The organism is Massilia rhizosphaerae (assembly GCF_016093545.1).
Classification (GTDB): Bacteria; Pseudomonadota; Gammaproteobacteria; order Burkholderiales; family Burkholderiaceae_D; genus Telluria; species Telluria rhizosphaerae.
Window position 1 is genome coordinate 1 of record NZ_JADKYX010000034.1, and the last position, 19,167, is coordinate 19,167.

General features: G+C 68.7%; 15 protein-coding genes, 1 rRNA gene and 1 riboswitch. Of the genes, 14 read left to right on the forward strand and 2 right to left on the reverse strand.

Going from position 1 to position 19,167, the window contains the following annotated elements:
* Positions 1-420 precede the first annotated feature (420 nt).
* The 14 genes from cobT to ISF28_RS29855 all read left to right on the forward strand — a co-directional run bounded on the left by cobT (position 421) and on the right by ISF28_RS29855 (position 17,695).
* A complete protein-coding gene (gene cobT, locus ISF28_RS29790) occupies positions 421-1,455 on the forward strand; it encodes a nicotinate-nucleotide--dimethylbenzimidazole phosphoribosyltransferase (protein ID WP_198120804.1) in 1,035 nt (344 codons plus the stop codon).
* Entirely contained in the window at positions 1,455-2,240 is a 786-nt protein-coding gene (locus tag ISF28_RS29795; protein ID WP_198120805.1) for an adenosylcobinamide-GDP ribazoletransferase, read from the forward strand. The genes cobT and ISF28_RS29795 overlap by 1 nt, the downstream gene beginning before the upstream one ends.
* On the forward strand, positions 2,237-2,770 hold the full coding sequence (locus ISF28_RS29800; protein WP_198120806.1) for a histidine phosphatase family protein: 534 nt from the start codon (positions 2,237-2,239) through the stop codon (positions 2,768-2,770). The genes ISF28_RS29795 and ISF28_RS29800 overlap by 4 nt, the downstream gene beginning before the upstream one ends.
* Before the next feature lie 21 nt (positions 2,771-2,791).
* Positions 2,792-3,029: riboswitch (cobalamin riboswitch) on the forward strand.
* A gap of 68 nt (positions 3,030-3,097) precedes the next feature.
* Positions 3,098-4,939: a TonB-dependent receptor domain-containing protein gene (locus ISF28_RS29805; protein WP_198120807.1), complete on the forward strand. Its 1,842-nt coding sequence runs from the start codon at positions 3,098-3,100 to the stop codon at positions 4,937-4,939.
* Between the two features lie 21 nt (positions 4,940-4,960).
* Positions 4,961-5,983, forward strand: a complete 1,023-nt coding sequence (locus tag ISF28_RS29810) for a FecCD family ABC transporter permease (protein ID WP_198120808.1) — start codon at positions 4,961-4,963, stop codon at positions 5,981-5,983.
* The gene (locus tag ISF28_RS29815) at positions 5,980-6,759 is read left to right on the forward strand and encodes an ABC transporter ATP-binding protein (protein WP_198120809.1); all 780 of its coding nucleotides are present in this window, start codon (positions 5,980-5,982) and stop codon (positions 6,757-6,759) included. Before ISF28_RS29810 ends, ISF28_RS29815 begins: the two co-directional genes overlap by 4 nt.
* Positions 6,752-7,378, forward strand: coding sequence for a cob(I)yrinic acid a,c-diamide adenosyltransferase (cobO, locus tag ISF28_RS29820; protein WP_198120810.1), 627 nt, complete (start codon positions 6,752-6,754; stop codon positions 7,376-7,378). The genes ISF28_RS29815 and cobO overlap by 8 nt, the downstream gene beginning before the upstream one ends.
* Positions 7,378-8,676 (forward strand): cobyrinic acid a,c-diamide synthase CobB, encoded by a 1,299-nt coding sequence (locus tag ISF28_RS29825; protein WP_198120811.1) that lies wholly within the window; start codon positions 7,378-7,380, stop codon positions 8,674-8,676. Before cobO ends, ISF28_RS29825 begins: the two co-directional genes overlap by 1 nt.
* A complete protein-coding gene (gene cobU / locus ISF28_RS29830) occupies positions 8,673-9,233 on the forward strand; it encodes a bifunctional adenosylcobinamide kinase/adenosylcobinamide-phosphate guanylyltransferase (RefSeq protein ID WP_198120812.1) in 561 nt (186 codons plus the stop codon). The genes ISF28_RS29825 and cobU overlap by 4 nt, the downstream gene beginning before the upstream one ends.
* Positions 9,227-10,168: a CobD/CbiB family cobalamin biosynthesis protein gene (locus ISF28_RS29835; RefSeq protein ID WP_198120813.1), complete on the forward strand. Its 942-nt coding sequence runs from the start codon at positions 9,227-9,229 to the stop codon at positions 10,166-10,168. Before cobU ends, ISF28_RS29835 begins: the two co-directional genes overlap by 7 nt.
* The gene (gene cobD, locus ISF28_RS29840) at positions 10,161-11,153 is read left to right on the forward strand and encodes a threonine-phosphate decarboxylase CobD (RefSeq protein ID WP_198120814.1); all 993 of its coding nucleotides are present in this window, start codon (positions 10,161-10,163) and stop codon (positions 11,151-11,153) included. Before ISF28_RS29835 ends, cobD begins: the two co-directional genes overlap by 8 nt.
* Entirely contained in the window at positions 11,150-12,031 is an 882-nt protein-coding gene (locus ISF28_RS29845; protein ID WP_198120815.1) for a cobalamin-binding protein, read from the forward strand. Before cobD ends, ISF28_RS29845 begins: the two co-directional genes overlap by 4 nt.
* Before the next feature lie 8 nt (positions 12,032-12,039).
* Positions 12,040-13,512: a cobyric acid synthase gene (locus tag ISF28_RS29850; protein WP_198120816.1), complete on the forward strand. Its 1,473-nt coding sequence runs from the start codon at positions 12,040-12,042 to the stop codon at positions 13,510-13,512.
* 307 nt (positions 13,513-13,819) lie between these two features.
* On the forward strand, positions 13,820-17,695 hold the full coding sequence (locus ISF28_RS29855) for a carbohydrate binding domain-containing protein (protein WP_198120817.1): 3,876 nt from the start codon (positions 13,820-13,822) through the stop codon (positions 17,693-17,695).
* Between the two features lie 47 nt (positions 17,696-17,742).
* On the opposite strand, the gene ISF28_RS29860 is transcribed toward ISF28_RS29855, so the two are convergent.
* On the reverse strand, positions 17,743-18,945 hold the full coding sequence (locus ISF28_RS29860; protein ID WP_198120818.1) for a helix-turn-helix domain-containing protein: 1,203 nt from the start codon (positions 18,943-18,945) through the stop codon (positions 17,743-17,745).
* A 104-nt stretch (positions 18,946-19,049) separates the two neighbouring features.
* A 5S ribosomal RNA gene (rrf, locus tag ISF28_RS29865) occupies positions 19,050-19,162 on the reverse strand.
* Between the last annotated feature and the right edge of the window lie 5 nt (positions 19,163-19,167).

The window sequence follows — 19,167 nt, forward strand, 5'->3', positions numbered from 1 at the left end:
ATCGCTCACTCAAAATACTGACTGTATTTCTTGTGAACATTTGATAATTTAAGTATTCAGTATCACCGAAGCGATACTGGCACCTCATCAAACGCCCACACTTATCGACTGTTTATTGTTAAAGAACGGTGTTCGGTACTGCCTTGCTGCGCTTGCGAATCGTTTTGTTCGTCAGCAGCAGAGGAGCGAGATTATGCAGTGCTTCGCTTAACTCGTCAACCCTCATTTTTCTGCAACACAAGCGGCGTTATCAAACACTCTAGCTCAACTACTTGATTTCGCTGAACTTTTCTTGCGCTGCAGAAGCAGGACGCGAACTATAGCAAATCGCATCGGAAGTACGCAAGGGGACTTTCGTAAGAATTTTCCAGTTGCTCGTATGCTATCTTTGCCGCCTTCCTTCATCACCCTGGAGTTCCCATGCGCGTCCCGCACATCGTCCCGACGGCGAATCCCGACCTCGCCGCCGCCCTCGTCGCCGCCATCAATCACAAGACCAAGCCGCTGGGCAGTCTCGGCGCGCTCGAGCGTCTGGCAAGCCGCCTCGGCCTGATCCAGAACACGGTCGCGCCCACGATCCGGCAACCCGCCATCCTCGTGTTCGCGGGCGACCATGGCGTCGTCGCGGAAGGCGTGTCCGCCTATCCGCAGGACGTCACCTGGCAAATGGTCAAGAATTACCTGGTCCACGGTGCCGCCATCAATGTGTTCGCGCGCCAGAACGGTATCGATCTGCACGTGGTGGATGCGGGCGTCAATCACGACTTCGGTGCGACCGCCGGCCTCGTCGACCGCAAAGTGGCGCACGGCACGCGCAACTTTGCGCTCGAGCCGGCGATGACGACCGAGCAGTGCGCGGCCGCGCTGGAGCACGGCGCCGCGCTCGCGGCCGACCTGCCCGGCAACGTGGTCGGATTCGGCGAGATGGGCATCGGGAACACGACGGCGGCGGCAGCGCTGATGCACAAGCTGACAAAGCTCCCCGTCGCGGACTGCGTCGGCGCCGGCACCGGCCTGTCGCCGGAAGGTGTACGGCGCAAGCAGCAGGTGATCGAAGCGGCCGTCCAGCGCCACGCCGGCGTCGACGATCCGCTCGCCGTGCTGGCCACGTTCGGCGGCTTCGAGATCGCGATGATGGCCGGTGCGATGCTCAAGGCGGCCGCGCTGCGCAAGGTGCTGCTGATCGACGGCTTCATCGTCACGAGTGCCTTGCTCGTGGCGGCGCGCATCGAGCCCGCGATCCTGGACTACTGCGTGTTCGCGCACTGCTCGGACGAATCCGGCCACCGCCGCATGCTCGACGCACTCGGCGCCGAGCCCCTGCTGCAGCTGAATCTGCGGCTGGGCGAAGGCACGGGCGCCGCGCTGGCCCTGCCGCTGCTGCACGCGGCAGTCAACTTCCTGAACGAGATGGCCACCTTCGAATCGGCCAGCGTCAGCACGACGTCTGCCTGATGTATCAACTACGACTGTTCTTCACCGCCCTGCAGTTCTTCACGCGCTTGCCGATCCCCGCCTGGGTCGGGTTCGAGGCCGCGTGGCTGCAGCACGCGGCGCGCTACTTTCCGCTCGTCGGCTGCGTCGTCGCGGCAATCGCGGCCGGTGTCTACGCCGCCGCCGCGCTCGTGCTGCCGGCGCCGGTGGCGGCCGTGCTGTCGACCGCGGCGTCGATCTGGATCACGGGCGCCTTCCACGAGGACGGTTTCGCCGACACGTGCGACGGCCTGGGCGGCGGCATGACGAAGGAACGGGCGCTGGAGATCATGAAGGATTCGCGCGTGGGCGCCTACGGCGCGATCGGCATCGTCTGCATGCTGGCGGCCAAGCTGTCCGCGCTGGCGCTGCTGCCGCCGCGCGTCGCGGTGGCCGCGCTGTTCGTCGCGCATCCGTTCTCGCGTCTCGTGTCCACGGCGCTGATCTGGAGGCTGGACTACGTGCGCGGCGAAGGCAAGGCGAAGCCGCTGGCGCAGCAGATGACGGGCGCCGAATTCGCGATCGCGACGCTGACGTGCGCGCTGCCCGCGGCCTGCGTGCTCGCCGCCGGCTGGATGACGCCGGCCGCCATGCTCGCCGCGATGCTGGCCGCGCTGGCCGCCACGCTGTGGCTGGGCCGCCTCTTCGTGCGCCGCCTCGGCGGCTACACGGGCGACTGCCTCGGCGCCGTGCAGCAGCTGGCCGAAGCGCTGGTCTATATCGCCGTGCTGGCCACGCTGGGCCACGGCGCCTGGGCCGCGGCATGACGCTGTATCTGGTGCGCCATCCGCAGCCGGACGTGGCGCCGGGCCTGTGCTACGGCGCCAGCGACGTGCCCGTGCAGGAGGCGGAACTGGCGCGCGCGCATGCGGCGCTGGCGGCGCGAGGGCTGCCCGACCTGCCCGTCCACGCAAGCCCGCTGCAACGCTGCGCGCTGCTGGCGGAACGCCTCGCGCCGGGCCGCGTCACGTTCGACGCGCGCCTGGCCGAGATGGATTTCGGCGCATGGGAATTGCGGCCGTGGTCCGACATCCCGCGCGCCGACGTCGACGCCTGGACCGCCGACCTGCTCCACTACCGCCCCGGCGGCGCGGAGAACGTGCTCGACGTGGCGCGCCGCGTGCGGGCCTTCGCGGACGACCTGCGCGCGTCGTCCGCGCTGGTCATCTGCCACGCCGGCACCATCCGCCTGCTCACCGCCCTGCATGGTGGACAACCGCTCGAACAGGCCGCGCTGCGGGCCGCGCAAACGCCCCATCGCATCGGCTACGGCGAGTTGGTCGTGCTAAAAGACTGACAACGCCGCGCGTCAATGGCCGTATAATGACGGCGTTTTGGTGCTCGCGCCCGATTCCTCGGGCGCAGTTAAACGGGAAACACGAAGCCTCGCGTCACCGCGAGCGCCAACGTGTGCTGCCCCCGCAACGGTAAGCAAGTGCCGCTGTGCGTTCGACGCACGCGCGGCAACCGTCCTCACATACCACTGTGCATCCGCATGGGAAGGTCGGACGGCCATACTCGCCAGCCCGGATACCGGCCAAAAGGTGGAAGCACGGGTCACCCTCGCGCTTCCGTTCATCCTGCCGACGGGGACGCCGGCCGGTTGTTCGCTACTTAGAAAATCATGTCCTTTCCTGTATTCCGGCAAGCGGCCGCGCTGGCGCTCGCATTTGCTGCCGCAGCGTCGGCCCACGCCGCCCCCCTTCCCGACACCGTCGTCGTCACCGCCGACCGCATGCCGCAACGCGCCGCCGACGTCATCCCCGACACCGTCGTCATCGACGACGCGGACATCGCCCGCGCCGGCGCGGGTTCCGTCGCCGACGTGCTGCGCCGCCAGCGCGGCATCGAAATCGCGCGCAACGGCGGCGCCGGCACCAGCACCTCGGTCTTCCTGCGCGGCGCCAACGGCAACCAGGTCGTCGTGCTCGTCGACGGCGTGCGCATCGGGTCCGCGACCACGGGCGCGGCCGCGTGGAATGCCATCCCGCTGTCGTCCATCGACCACATCGAGATCGTCTACGGTCCGCTCTGCACCCTGTACGGCGCGGACGCGATCGGCGGCGTCGTGCAGATCTTCACGAAGCACGGCGACGGCCGGCCGGTCTTCGGCGCCGGCGCGGGCGGCGGCACCCATGGCACGCACCGGTACGACGCCAGCGTGACCGGATCGACGGGCGGCGCGCACGGCGTGACGTATGCGCTGTCCGGCGCGCACGAGGCATCGGGCGGCTTCTCGGCCACGCGTCCCGGCGCATACGGCTACAACCCCGACGCCGACGGCTATGCGCGCAACAGCGTCGACGGCCGGCTCGCTCTGAGCCTGGCCGACGGCCACGAGATCGGCGCGCAATTCCTGCAAAGCCGCCTGAACGCGCAGTACGACAGCGGCAGCTCGGCCTTCGACACGCACAACGTCCAGGAAGTCGACAGCTACGCCGTCTTCCTGAACGACCGCTTCCTCCCCGCCTGGCACAGCAGCGTCCAGATGGCGCGCTCGGAAGACAAATCGGGGAACTTCACGAGCACGGCACCTGCCGGCACGTCGCAGCTGAACACGCGCCAGGACGAGCTCACATGGCAGAACACGTTCGACCTCGCGGGCGACACGCTGCAACTGCTGGCCGCCCACCGCAAGGAACAAGTCCTGTCCAGCACCGTCCGCGCCGTCAACAGCACCCGCGTCACGAATGCCGTCGCGGCCGCGTACGACCTGCGCCGCGGCCGCCACCTGCTCGACGTCAGCGCACGCACCGACCGTTCCGAGTACGGCGCGAAGACGACGGGCGCGGCCGGTTACGGCTACGAATTCACGCAGGACCTGCGCGCCACGGCAAGCCTTGGCACGAGCTTTCGCGCGCCCACGTTCAACGAACTGTTCTACCCGGGCTACGGCCTCGTGTCGAACAAGCCGGAACGGGGCCGCAACGCGGAAGCGGGCGTGCGGTATCGCGTGGCCGGCGTCGACCTGCAGGCGAATTACTACCGCAACCGCCTGACCGACATGATCGTGACCGTCACCCCGTGCCCGAGCCGCACCGGCAGCTGCGCCACCAACGTCGACCACGCGCTGCTGGAAGGCCTCACCCTGGCGGCGGACACCCGCGTCGGCAACCTCGGCCTGCGCGCCAGCGCCGACCTGCAGAATCCGCGCGACGAGACCACCGGCAAGCAGCTGGCCCGCCGCGCGCGCCGCCATGCCGGCCTCGCCGCCGACTACAGCGTGGGCCAGGTGGCCGCCGGCGCCGAGTTGCAGGCGTCCGGCCGCCGCTACGACGATGCCGCGAACGTCCACCGTCTCGGCGGCTACGGCCTGCTGAACCTGTACACTACCTGGCACATGACGCGCGACTGGTCGCTGCTGGTCCGCGTCGACAACGCGGCCGCCAAGAACTACGAACTGGCGCGCAATTACGGCACGGCCGGGCGCACCTGGTTCGCGGGCATCCGTTACGGCAGCCGCTGACCCATCATGTACCGACGAGCCATGCACCCTGTTCCATCACCGCTGCGCCAGCGCGCCATCCCGACCATCGCCCTGCTGCTGTGCGCGGCGCTTGCCAGCCTGCTCATCGCGGGCATGAGCGGATCGATCGCCGTCGCGCCGTCCGACCTGCCAGATGCGCTGGCGCAGGTCTTGCGCGGCCGGCCGGAATCGCTCGCCGCGTCGCTCCTCGAGTTGCGCGCCGGGCGCGCGTTGACGGCCTTCGTCACCGGCGGGGCGCTCGCGCTGGCCGGCGTCATGATGCAGGCGCTGTTGCGCAATCCGCTGGCCGATCCGTACGTGCTCGGCATCTCGGCCGGCGCCTCGGTCGGCGCGCTGTGCGCGCTCCTGCTGCTGTGCGCCGCCGCCACCGTCGACGCCGCGGCGATGGGCGGCGCGGTGACGATCGCGCTGCTGCTGTACCTGCTGGCACGGCGCGACATGCGCAGCGGCGCCGCGGCCGAGGGCGGCACGTCGATGCTGCTGCTCACCGGCGTCATCATGTCCTCGGCCAGCATGGCCCTCGTCACGCTGATGCTGTCGATCGCGCCGGAAGGCCGGTTGCGCAGCATGGTGTTCTGGATGATCGGCGACCTGGCCGGCGCGCCGCTGCGCCTGCTGCCCTGGCTCGTGCTGGGCGCGGCGCTCGCGTACGCACTGCGCAATGCGCGCGCGATGAACATGCTCGCGCTGCACGCGGAAGCCGCCGCCACGCTGGGCGTGCGCGTCGGCGCCGTGCGCAAGGGTTTGTTCTTCGTGTCGGCCGTGCTGACGGCGAGCGCCGTGACGAGCGCCGGCGCCGTCGGCTTCGTCGGCCTGATCGTGCCGCACGCCTGCCGCTTCGCGTTCGGCCCGGACCACCGCGTGCTCGTCCCGGCCGCCGTGCTGGGCGGCGGCAGCCTGCTCGTGCTGTGCGATACCGTGGCGCGCACCGTCGTCGCGCCGACCCAGCTGCCGGTCGGCGCCATCACGGCGCTGATCGGCGCGCCCGTCTTCCTCTACCAGCTGCACCGCCTGCGCAAATGACGATCGCAACTCGACAACTGGAACTACGGGCCGGCGGCCGCATGCTCGTGCAGGGCCTGGACTGGCATGTGCGCGCCGGCGAATGCTGGTCCATCGTCGGCCGCAACGGCGCTGGCAAAAGCACGCTGCTGCGCACCGTGGCGGGCCTGCGCGCGCCCGATGCCGGCACCGTCGAGCTGCACGGACGGGCGCTGCCCGACTGGCCGCTGGAAGCGCTGGCGCGCGAACGCGCCTACCTGCCGCAGGCGCGCAGCGACGCCTTCGCGTACAGCGTGATGGAAACCGTGCTGTCCGCGCGCCACCCGTACCACGCCAACCGTTACTGGGAACAGAGCGACGACCACCATGCCGCCCTGCACGCCTTGGCTGCGATGGAAGTCGAGCACCTCGCCGCGCGCGACGTACGCACCCTGTCCGGCGGCGAGCGCCAGCGCGTGGCCATCGCCGCGCTGCTGGCCCAGGACACGCCGCTGCTGCTGCTCGACGAACCGGCCAACGCGCTCGACCTGGCGCACCAGGTGCGCACGATGTCGCTGCTCGCGCGCCTGTGCCGGCAAAGCGGCAAGACCATCGTGATGATCGGCCACGACCTGAACCTGGCCCACGGCATTTCCACCCACGCCCTGCTGCTGATGGGCGACGGCCGCTGGCACGCGGGCACCGTCGACGACGCGATGCAGGCACCGCTGCTGAGCAGCTATCTCGGCCACCCGATCGACGCGATCGAGCACGGAGGCCGGCATATCTTCATCCCCCTGGAGGCACCTCATGACTGACCTGACGCCCGAGCAAACCGCGGCACTCAACGAGCGCCACCGCGTGCGCATGGAACGCAAGAAGGCGATCGTCGACGCCAAGATCGCCGCGGCCGACAAGAAGATCGGCATCATCATCGTCAACACCGGCAACGGCAAAGGCAAGAGCTCGAGCGCGTTCGGCATGGTCGCGCGCGCCCTCGGCCACGGCATGAAAGTCGGCGTCGTCCAGTTCATCAAGGGCGCGATGTCCACCGGCGACGAGCTGTTCCTGCGCCGCTTCCCCGACGACGTCAGCTTCCACGCGATGGGCGAAGGCTATACGTGGGAAACGCAGAACCGCGAGCGCGACGTCGACAAGGCGCATGCGGCCTGGGAACAGGCGCGCCGCTTCCTCGCCGATCCGGGCTACGGCCTCGTCGTGCTGGACGAACTGAACATCGCGCTCAAGTACCACTACCTCGACGTGCACACGGTGATCGCCGACCTGCTCGACCGGCCCGACATGCAGCACGTCGTCGTGACGGGCCGCGGCGCGCCGCCGGAACTCATCGGCGTCGCGGACACGGTCACGGAAATGAAGGACGTCAAGCACGCCTTCCGGGCGGGCATCGCGGCCCAGGCCGGGACGGAGTGGTGATGGCCGCCGGCGCACGCATGGTGCTGGTCGCGGCCATCGCCTCGGGCCAGGGCAAGACGACGGTGACGGCCGCGCTGGCGCGCCGGTTGCGCCGCATGGGCCAGCGGGTGCACGTGTTCAAGTGCGGGCCGGACTTCATCGATCCGATGGTCCTCGAGCACGCGAGCCGGGCGAAAGTCCACACGCTGGACTTGTGGATGGTCGGGCTGGAGCAGAGCCGCCAGCGCCTGGCCCGCGCCGCGCGCGAAGCGGACGTGGTGCTCGTCGAAGGCGTGATGGGCCTGTACGACGGCGATCCATCCGCCGCCGACCTCGCGCGCACGTTCGACCTGCCCGTGCTGGCCGTGATCGACGCCGCGGCGATGGCGCAGACGGCCGGCGCCGTCGTCATGGGCCTGCGCGACTACGGGCCCGTGCGGATGGCCGGCGTCGTCGCCAACCGGGTCGCGAGCGAGGGCCATGCCCGCATGGTGGCGGCATCGCTGCGCGACATCCCACTGCTGGCGACCTTGCCGAAGCAGGCGCGCCAACTGCCGGAACGCCATCTCGGCCTCGTCGTGCCGGGCGAAGTCGACGGCATCGACGCGATCCTCGACGAGCTGGCCGACCAGCTGCAGCTGGACGAGGCGGCGTGGCATGCGCTGGCGCCGCAACTCCCGGACGAAGCCTTGCCCGAAGCGCCGGTCCCGCCGCTGCTGGCCGGGCAGACGGTGGCGATCGCGCGCGACGCCGCGTTCTGCTTCCTGTACCCGGCCAACGTCGACACGTTGACCGCGCTGGGCGCGCAGGTCCGCTGGTTTTCGCCGCTGGCGGACGAGCCGGTGCCGCCGGATGCCGACATGGTCTACCTGCCGGGCGGTTATCCGGAACTGCACGGGGAAGCGCTGGCGCAGGCCGCGCGCTGGCGCGACTCGATCCGCGCGGCGCACGCGGCCGGGGTGCCCATCTTCGGCGAATGCGGGGGCATGATGGTGCTGGGCGACTCGCTCGTCGACGCGCAAGGCCGCGACTGGCCGATGGCGGGCCTGTTCCCGGGCCGCGTGCTGATGCAGCCGCGTCTCGCGGGCCTCGGACCGCAGGCCGTGGCGACGAAGTCCGGCCAGATGCGGGGACACACGTTTCATTACTCGCGCCTGGAGACGCCGCTCGCCCCCGCCGCGTGGACGACCAAGCATCCGTCCGGCGCCCAGGGCGAGGCGGTCTTCCGCGCCGGCTCGCTGACGGCGTCGTACTTCCACGCATTCTTCGCGTCGAACCCGGCGGCCGCGGCGAGCCTGCTGCGCGGAGACCTGGCGTGACGCGCACCCTCGTCCTCGGCGGCGCCCGGTCCGGCAAAAGCGCCCTGGCCGAGCGGCTCGCCCACTCATCCGGCAAGGATGTCGTCTACGTCGCGACGTCGCACGCGGGCGACGCCGAGATGGCCGCCCGCATCGCGCATCACCGCGCGCGCCGGCCGCAAACGTGGACGACGGTGGAAGAGCCGACGGCGCTGGCGGCGACGCTGCGCGCGCTGTGCGGCCCCGGACGCATCGTGCTCGTCGATTGCCTGACGTTGTGGCTCACGAACCTGATGTTCGCGACGCACCAGGAGTATCCCGACGTCGGCACGATCGCCCTGCCGCCGCTGTTCGTGCGCGAGCGCGAAGCCTTGCTGGAATGGCTGGATACGCCGCCGGCGGGCGACGTCGTGTTCGTGTCGAACGAAGTGGGCATGGGCATCGTGCCCAGCGGCGCCGTGTCGCGCACGTTCGTGGACGAGGCGGGCCGCCTGCACCAGGACGTGGCGGCACGCTGCGCGCGCGTGCTGTTCGTCGCGGCCGGCCTGCCGCTGGCATTGAAAGGCGCACCATGCTGAGCGGCCTGCCGCCGCCGACCCTCGCGCTGGCGCTCGTCGCGGGCGTGCTGCTGGATGTGCTGCTGGGCGAGGCGCGGCGTTACCATCCGCTCGTCGGCTTCGGCCGGCTGGCCTCTGCGCTGGAACGCCGCCTGAACGCGGGACGCCTGCGCATCGCGCGCGGCCTCCTCGCATGGGCGCTGGCCGTGCTGCCGCTGTCCGTGCTGGCCTGGGCCGCTTGTCGCTCCGGCGGCGCGGCCGCGCATGCGCTGCTGCTGTACCTCGGCCTCGGGCTGCGCAGCCTGCGCGACCATGCGTTGCCGATCCATGCCGCGCTGCGCCGCGGCGATCTGGCTGCGGCACGCGAGCTGGCCTCCCGCATCGTCAGCCGCGACACGCGGCAAGCCGACGAGACGGATCTCGCCAAGGCCGGCGCCGAATCGCTGCTCGAAAACGGCAACGACGCCGTGTTCGGCACGCTGTTCTGGTTCCTCGTCGGCGGCGGATCCGGCGTCGCGTTGTTCCGGCTCGCGAACACCTTGGATGCCATGTGGGGCTACCGCACCGCGCGCTTCGACCTGTTCGGCCGCGTGGCCGCGCGCGTGGACGACGTGCTGAATTATGTGCCGGCGCGTCTCACGGCGCTGTCGTACGTGCTGCTGGCCCAGCGCGGCCGGCTGCGTGCCTGGCACTGCTGGCGCGCGCAGGCCCCCGCGTGGAGCAGTCCGAACGCGGGGCCCGTGATGGCCAGCGGCGCCGGCGCGCTCGGCATCCGGCTGGGCGGCGCGGCCGTGTACGACGGCGTGACGGAACAGCGACCCGTGCTCGGCGACGGCCCCGACGCCGGCGCGGACGACATCGTGCGCGCCTGGCGCCTCGTGTGGCGCACGACGCTGTTGTGGGTTGCCGTCGCCTGCATCTTGCTGTTCGCACTGGATAGGATGATCCATGCTTGACCACGGTGGCAACCTGCGCGCGGCACAGCAGCGCTACGGCGGCACGGACTGGATCGACCTCTCCACCGGCATCAATCCACACGGCTATCCCGCGCCGGCGCCGGCACCGGACGCGTGGCACCGCCTACCCGAATCCGATCCGGCCCTCGTGCGCGCCGCGTGCGACTATTACGGCGCGCCGCAGCTGCTGCCGGTGGCGGGCACGCAGGCCGCGATCCAGGCCCTGCCCCGTCTGCGGGCCGGGCTGGCCGGGCCGGCGCGCGTGGCGGTGGCCGCGCCCTCGTACGCGGAACACGCGCATCACTGGGGCCGGCACGGCCACGCCATGCGCGAGATTCCGTATGCCGCGCTCGACGCCGCCGTGGACGGCAGCGACGTGGTGGTGGTCGTCAATCCGAACAATCCCACCGGCACGACGGTGGCGCCGGCTAGGCTGCTGGACTGGGCGGACCATCTGGCCGCGCGCGGCGGCTGGCTCGTCGTCGACGAGGCGTTCGGCGACACGGCCCCCTCGCTCGGCGTCGCGGGCCACGCCGGCCGACCCGGCCTCGTCGTGCTGCGCTCCGTCGGCAAATTCTTCGGCCTGGCCGGACTGCGGCTGGGCTTCGTCGGCGCTCACGCGCCCCTGCTGGCGGCGCTGGACGACCTGCTCGGCCCCTGGACCGTCAGCGGTCCGGCACAGGACATCGCCGTCGCCGCGCTGCGCGACCGCGGCTGGCAGCAAGCCACGCAGCGCCGCCTCGCGCGTGACGGCGCGCGTATACACACACTTCTGGCCAAGCACGGCATCGACGCGCACGGCACCCCGCTGTTCCACTGGTGGGCGGAGCCGCGCGCCGAGGCCTTTCATGAACACATGGCGCGGCGCGCGATCTGGGTCCGGTTGTTCCCCGGCGCGGCGCGCGGCATCCGCGTCGGCCTGCCGGGGAACGACGCGGCGTGGGCACGCATCGAACAAGCACTTCGGGAATGGGAAAACACATGAAACGAGCTATCAACATCGCGGGTGCGCTGCTGCTCGCGGCCGGCGTGCAGGCGCATGCCGCCATCACCGTCAAGGACGACGCGGGCGTCACCGTCACCGTGGCGCAACCGGCCCGGCGCGTGATCTCGCTGGCGCCGCACGTCACCGAACTGCTGTTCGCGGCCGGCGGCGGCAGCCACGTCGTGGGCGTCGTGTCGTACAGCGACTTTCCGCCGGCAGCGAAAAAGATCCCCGAAATCGGCTCGAACCGCGACGTCGACCTGGAACGCATCATGGCGATGAAGCCGGACCTGATCGTCGTCTGGCGCCACGGCAGTTCGGAACGCCAGATCGAGATGCTGCAAAAACTCGGCATCCCGATGTTCCACAGCGAGCCGCAACAGCTGGAAGACATCGCGGACAACGTCCAGAAGCTCGGCCACCTGATGGGCACCGACGCCGTCGCCGGTCCCGCCGCGGCCAGCCTGCGCGGCCGCATCGCCAGCCTGCGCAGCCGTTATGCGCAGCGTCCCGTCGTGCGCAGCTTCTACCAGGTGTGGGACAAGCCGCTGTACACGCTGAACGGCCGCCACATCGTCAGCGACGCGCTGCGCCTGTGCGGCGGCGAAAACATCTTCGGCACGCTGCCCGTGACGGCGCCCGTCGTGTCGATCGAGGCCGTGCTGCAGGAGAATCCGGAAGCGATCTTCGCCACGGCCGAAAAGAACTACGGCGGCGTGAGCATGTGGAAGCCGTACCGCACGCTCACCGCCGTCCGCAACGGCAACCTGTTCACGGTCGACGGCAACCTGTTGAACCGCGCCGGTCCGCGCATGGTCGACGGCGCCGAGCAGCTGTGCGAGAAGCTCGAGCTGGCGCGCAGCCATCGCGGCAAATGAGGCGGCACATGACAGGCTTCCCGTATCCGACCCTGATGGTGCAGGGCACGACGTCGGATGCCGGCAAGAGCACGCTCGTCGCGGCGCTGTGCCGCCTGCTGCGTCGCCGCGGCGTGCGCGTGGCCCCGTTCAAGCCGCAGAACATGGCGCTGAACAGCGCCGTGACGAGCGACGGCGGCGAGATCGGCCGCGCCCAGGCGCTGCAGGCCGTCGCCGCCGGCATCGAACCGCACACGGACATGAACCCAGTGCTGCTCAAACCATCGAGCGACATCGGCGCGCAAGTCGTCATCCACGGCCGCGTGCGCGCCGAAATGGATGCGCGCGACTACCACCAATACAAGACGGTGGCGATGCAGGCCGTGCTGGAATCCCATGCGCGCCTCTCCGCCCAGTACGACGCGGTGATCGTGGAAGGCGCCGGCAGCCCGGCCGAGATCAACCTGCGCGACCGCGACATCGCCAACATGGGGTTCGCGGAAGCGGTCGACTGTCCCGTCGTGCTGGTCGCGGACATCGACCGCGGCGGCGTGTTCGCCCACATCGTCGGCACGCTCGCCTGCCTGTCGGACAGCGAACGGGCGCGCACGATCGGCTTCGTCATCAACCGCTTCCGCGGCGACATCGGGCTGCTCGAACCCGGTCTCGAATGGCTCGAACGGCAGACGGGCAAACCGGTGCTGGCCGTGCTGCCCTATCTGCACGGTCTCTATCTCGACGCGGAAGATGCCGTGCAGGCCGTGGCGCCGGGCAGCGGCGCATTTCGTATCGTCGTGCCCAGCTATCCGCGCATGAGCAATCACACGGATTTCGATGCGCTGCGCGTGCACCCCGACGTCGACCTGCGCTTCGTGCGCGAGGGCGAGCCGGCGCCGGACGGTGACCTCATCATCCTCCCCGGCAGCAAGAACACGCGCGGCGACCTCGCCTGGCTGCAGGCGCAGGGCTGGCCGGACCGCATCCGCCGCCACCTGCGCTACGGCGGCAAGGTGATCGGCATCTGCGGCGGCTTCCAGATGCTGGGGGCCTGCGTCGACGATCCGCATGGCGTGGAAGGCATGCCCGGACGGTCGGCCGGATTGGGCCTGCTGGACCTCGGCACGACGCTGACGCGCGACAAGCGGCTCGCGCAGGTGAGCGGCCGCTGCGTGTTCGCGGCCGATGCGCGTGAGGCATCCGTTTCCGGTTACGAGATCCACATGGGGGTATCGACGGGCGGCGCGCTGTCCCGGCCCGTGTTCGAGATCGACGGGCGGCCGGAAGGCGCCTGCTCGGACGACGGCCAGGTGCTGGGCACCTATCTGCACGGGCTGTTCGACGACACAAGCGCGTGCGCCGCGCTGCTGCGCTGGGCGGGACTGCACAGCGGGTGCGCGGTCGACACGGCGGCGCTGCGCGAAGCGAGCCTGGACCGGATCGCGGACGCGGCCGAACCTCTGCTGGATGCGCTGCTGGCGCGGGCATCGCAATCTCTTGATTAAAATCAAGGATCGGTGGCGCATGTAACTTAACTACGAAACATTGTTGACTTTGGCATCACGAAACCGTACATTTCCTCCTAATAAGTAGTAAAAATACTAAAATTGTCCACGTGGACACGAGGGGAGATACCATGACACTCTGCCGCATCCGTCGCGCCGCGCCCGGCACACGGCACACGTTCTCCCTCCGACCGTCCCGCCCCACCGGCGATCCCGCCACCTGACACCTCGGCGTGTCGGCCGGCGACGCCCGGGGCGCTTGGGGCCCGCCGGCTTTTCCCGCAAGCGCGATCCGAAGGAGAACCTCATGCATTTCCGGAAGACTCCGGCTGCGCTCTGCGTGGCCAGCCTCGTTGCGTCCCTGCTGCCGGCGGCGCACGCCGGGCCCATCCCCGCGGCGCACGTGTACCACAACCACATGCCGAATTTCTGGCCGTTCTACGCGGTCGACGTGGCGGCGAAATACGATGCGACGCCGGTCGGCGCGCCGGTCCGGTACACGGCCGACGGCGACGTCATCAACCTGAAGAACAATCCGCCGTCCGGCTACTCGTACTACCTGCCGGCCGCGCTGGGCGGCGGAATCATGCCGCATGACGACCTGGTGTCGTACTACACGCCGGATGCGAAGACGGGGGCATACCAGTACTGGCCCATGCAGGTGGCGAACGAGTTGCAGTCGTGGTCCGGCGGGCGCGGGCAGATCCACGTGACGATGTCCGGCGCCGTCGTCAACAACGTGCAAAGCCTGGAGACGCTGCAGAACGTGCCCGGCTACACCAACCCGTCGTGGGGCCAGTCCTGGTCGAACACGGCGGCCGCGCTGCGCACGCAGAACAACTTCCGCACCCTGGACACGATCCACTTCACGGGCCATCACTCGATGGGGCCCCTGGTCGGCGCCGACTACTTCCTGAAGGACCTGCTGTTCCAGAACGCGACGCTCGCGCAATCCTATTTCCTGGGCGGGAACTTCGTCTCGTCGAAGGGTTACTTCCCGACGGAGCTGGGCTTTTCCGAACGCCTGATCCCGACGTTGGCCAAGCTGGGCGTGCAATGGTCCGTCCTGGGCAACAACCATTTTTCGCGTACGCTGAAGGACTATCCGTACGCGACCTACGACGCGACGGGCGACACGCTGACGTCGCCGCCGAACCGCGCGGACCTGCGCAACACGTCCGCGGCGGGCAGCTGGGTGGCCGCGCAGATGGCGCACGAGCAGCAGGTCATCGTGAACAAATTCCCGTTCGCGTCGACGCCGCACTGGGTGCGCCACGTGGATGCGGCCACCGGTGCCGTAACGCAGATCGCGGGCGTGCCGGTCAGCCAGAACGGATCGTGGCTGGAAGGCTGGGAGGGCGCGACGACGGTCGACGAGATCGTCCCCTACGCCGGTCTCGAGCCACGCCAGTTCTACGTCATCGCGCACGACGGCGACAATTCGAGCGGCCGCGCCGGTTCGCTGTCCACCTGGCAGGCCGGCTACAACACGACGTGCAGCGGCAACGGCTACTGCCTCGGCATCGACGAATACCTGCGCGCCAATCCGATCCCGGCCAGCGACGTGCAGCACGTGCAGGACGGCTCCTGGGTCGACACGCGCGACTCCTCGTCCGACCCGACCTGGTATCACTGGCATCTGCCGTTCCTGATCTGGAAGGGCCAGTTCGCCGACTTCAACCGCGTCACCGGCATGAACCTCGCGCCCAAGACCAACCTGGCTGGCGTGCAGGAAGGCGCGACCGTGTCGTTCGAATACGGCTGGCACTACCTCGAACGGAATTTCGCGCTGCTGCAGGCCGCGCTCAACTACGCCAGGACGGCGGAGCAGATCTGGCTCGACGGCCATCCGAACTACTGGACGCCCGCGACGGCGATGGACAAGCAGGTGACCTACACGGGCAACCAGCTGAACCCGTGGATGATGTCCTTCCCCGTCAAGGGCGACGCCGCCCACGACTACGCCGGCGGCGCGAACCCGGCGGAACTGGGCTGGTACTTCCTGCTGCCGGCGATGGACTCCGGCTTCGGCTACTACGACGAGAACAAGGACGACGACGTCAAGCCCACGCTGGCCTTCAATAATTCGCTGGCCTTCTCGAAGCCTTACGTGCAGGCGAACATCGCGCAGGACCACACCGGCCCGTCGGTCTGGTGGCCGCAGCGCTATCCGTACAATCCCGGTTCCGTGAACGCGTCCAAGGCCGAGGGCTGGACGGTCCAGCACTACAGCAGCGACTTCGCCGTGTACACCTACGGCTACGACGTGTCGGGCATCACGAGCGCCGTCGTGAAGGTGCGCACGCACGCGTCGAACGATATCGATGCGAACGACGACACCTATAAAGTCTACGATCCGGCCGCGCTGGCCGGTACGCCGGGCCTGTCGATCACGCCGTCGAACGTGGGCGCCTGGCAGAGCGTCCCGATGAAGATGCGCGACCTGCATCCGGACATGAACGGCGCCGACTGGATCCCGGGCACGCGCGACACCCTGCACGTCCTGCCGGCGCAGGAGACCGGTGACCTGTACTACGCCTACCTGTCGGGCTTCCGCAACCAGCTGCTCGATTACTACGTCGAGATGACGGACAGCCGCGGCAACGTGACCCGCAGCGAGATCCAGCAGGTGTTCGTCGGCGCCGGCACGTATTCGCCGTCGCCCACGGGCTCCGGCTTCGTGGAAGACGTCAACGGCAAGGTGGCGGGCGTCTATCCTTTCCTCGTGGTCGACAAGGAAGCTCCCAGCGCGCCCGGCACCATCGTCGCGTCGCAGCTGACCGACCGCTCGGTGACGCTGACCTGGCCGGCCGCGACGGACAACGTCGGCGTGACCGGCTACACCGTGTACCGCAACGGCACCGCCATCGGCACGACGGCCGCGACGAGCTACGCCGACAGTGGCCTCGCGCCGTCGACCCTGTACTCGTACAGCGTCACGGCGAAGGATGCGGCGGCCAATGTGTCCGCGCAGTCCGCCGTCACGAGCGTCACCACGCAGGCTGCCGACACGATCGCGCCGACGGCGCCCGGCCAGCCGGTTGCAGGCACGGTGACGTCGACCTCGGTGGCGCTCACCTGGGCCGCGTCGACCGACAACTACGGCGTGACGCAGTACGTCGTCTATCGCAATGGCGCGCAGGCCGGCGTCACCGCGTCGGCCGGGCTCACGGACAGCGGGCTGTCGCCGTCGTCGACCTATGTGTACACGGTCGTCGCGCAGGATGCGGCGGGCAATGCGTCCGCCGCATCGACGGCGCGCTCGGTCACGACGGCCGCGGGCAACGTCGCCAACGTGTTCTACCACCTGCCCGCGGGCTGGACCACGGCGAACATCCATTACGCGCCGAACGGCGGTGCGTGGACCACCGTGCCCGGCGTGGCGATGCAGGCGGCGTGCAGCGGGTGGATGTCGTCCGTCGTGAACCTGGGCAGCGCGACCGGCCTGCAGGCCGCCTTCAACAACAACGCCGGCACCTGGGACAACCACGGCGGCGCCAACTACGCGCTCGGCACCGGGATATCGGCCGTGAACAACGGCGCGATCACGACCGGCGCCAGCCCGTGCGCCTCCGACACGACGGCACCGGCGACGCCCGCCAACCTGCGTACGACGTCCGTCGCCGCCAACGCCGTCGCCCTCGCCTGGGATGCCGCGACGGACAATGTGGGCGTGACCGGCTACACCCTCTTCCGCGACGGCACTCAGGTCGCCAGCGTGTCCGGCACCAGTTACACGGACACCGCGGTAGCCGCCGCCACGGCGTATTCGTACACGGTGCAGGCGTTCGACGCGGCGGCGAACAGGTCGGCGGCAAGCGGCGCGCTCGCGGTCACGACGCCGGCCGCGGCGACGACGTGCGCCGTCCACTTCACGATCGCGAACGCCAACACCGTGGTCGGCCAGAACCTGTACGTGATCGGCAACGTGAGCGCCCTCGGCACCTGGACGCCCGCGAACGGCTTTGCGTTGACGATCCAGGGCAGCGGCGCGAACGTGCCGTGGACCGGAACCGTCGCGCTGCCGCCGAATACCGCGATCCAGTACAAGTACGTGAAGTGGAACGGCTCGACGGCGACGTGGGAAAGCAACCAGGCGACGACGTCCGGCAACCGCGAGTTCAGCACGCCGGCGACCTGCAGCGGGACCATCACGCGCAACGACGGGAACTTCAAGTTCTGATCGGCCCGGCTCGATCATAGAGGCCGGCGAGCGGCGCCCATGATTTGTCAGGCGTGCGGCAGATCCTGGGGCGCCGCGCTATCCGGCGACATGTCGGGCCGGCCGGCCACGGTCTTGAAGACCTTCGGCGTGCAGCCGTATTCTTCCTTGAACAGCTTGTTGAAATAGGAAACGTTGCTGTAACCGACGGAATACGCGACTTCGGAAACGGTCACGGTGGGGGTTTCGGTGAGTAGCCGGGCCGATTCCGTCAGCCGCAGTTTTTTCAGATAGGTCGTGAATGTCATGCCGAGTTCCCCCTTCAGCACTTCATTGACCTTGTTGCGGTTGGCGCCCGTTCCGGCGACGACACTGTCCAGGTCCAGATCGGGATTCGTGTAATTCGTCGCGATGAAACGCAGGACGGCCGCCTTTTCCTTGTCCTTGAACGGTTCGAGCGTGAGCTGCCGGTAGGCGACCAGCGGCAAATCCTTCCTGAGCTTGCCGTCCAGGCTGGCGACGAGCGCGCGGGCGTGGGCGCGGACGAACCAGATGCCGAAGGCGCACCAGCCACTCACGAGGATAATCGCCAGCGCGACAAGATAGCGATAATCGCGTCCGTGCAACATCACCTGGCTGATTTCCACGTGACTGTCGCGATCCCGCGGGCTCTGCTGGCTGCTACCGAACACGAATTTCGCCACCTGGTTCAGCTTGTAGGATTGGTGCGACAGGTCGAGATGCATCGTCTCGTACCACCATTGCGGAATGGTCATCCGGGTCAGGTCCAGCGATACCGGCACGCCCTGTTCGTCGCAGGAGAAAAAGGTGCCGGGCGACGGATAGGTCAGATAGTCGCCTCGCTTCGACAGCTTGGCGTCGAACGTCGGCACGGCGAACATCAGCGAATTCATCGGCTTGCATTTGGCCGTGAACGTGATGGTGTCGAATCTCGACAGGTCGACGGGCATGGCATTGCCCTCGCCGTCCTCGAACAGCATTTCGGCCGACACGAACGAATACGGCGTTGTCCGGGTGAGCCGGAAGTCGAAACGCAACGACCGCTGGCCGGATTCGATGACATGTATCGTCGAGGTGCCCCCCACCGGCGCGTCCGTGCTCGTGACCAGGCGCCAGTAGGGGCCGCGTGTCCCGGACGGCATCAGCGTGGCGGATGGATAACTTTGGTACACGCAGACGAACGCGATCAACGCGTCTGCAACCAGCAGCAGAATGAGCGCGAATAGCGCCTTTTTATAAAAATTTTGCATGATGCGTACATCAGGTGTCTCGTCGGAGCAGCTTATCACTGTTCGCGCGGCCCAAAAGCAAAAAGCCCGCTCAATCTGAATTGAGCGGGCTTTTCTAATAACTAGCCTGACGATAACCTACTTTCACACTGGTTGCAGCACTATCATCGGCGCAAAGTCGTTTCACGGTCCTGTTCGGGATGGGAAGGGGTGGTACCGACTTGCTATGGTCATCAGGCATAA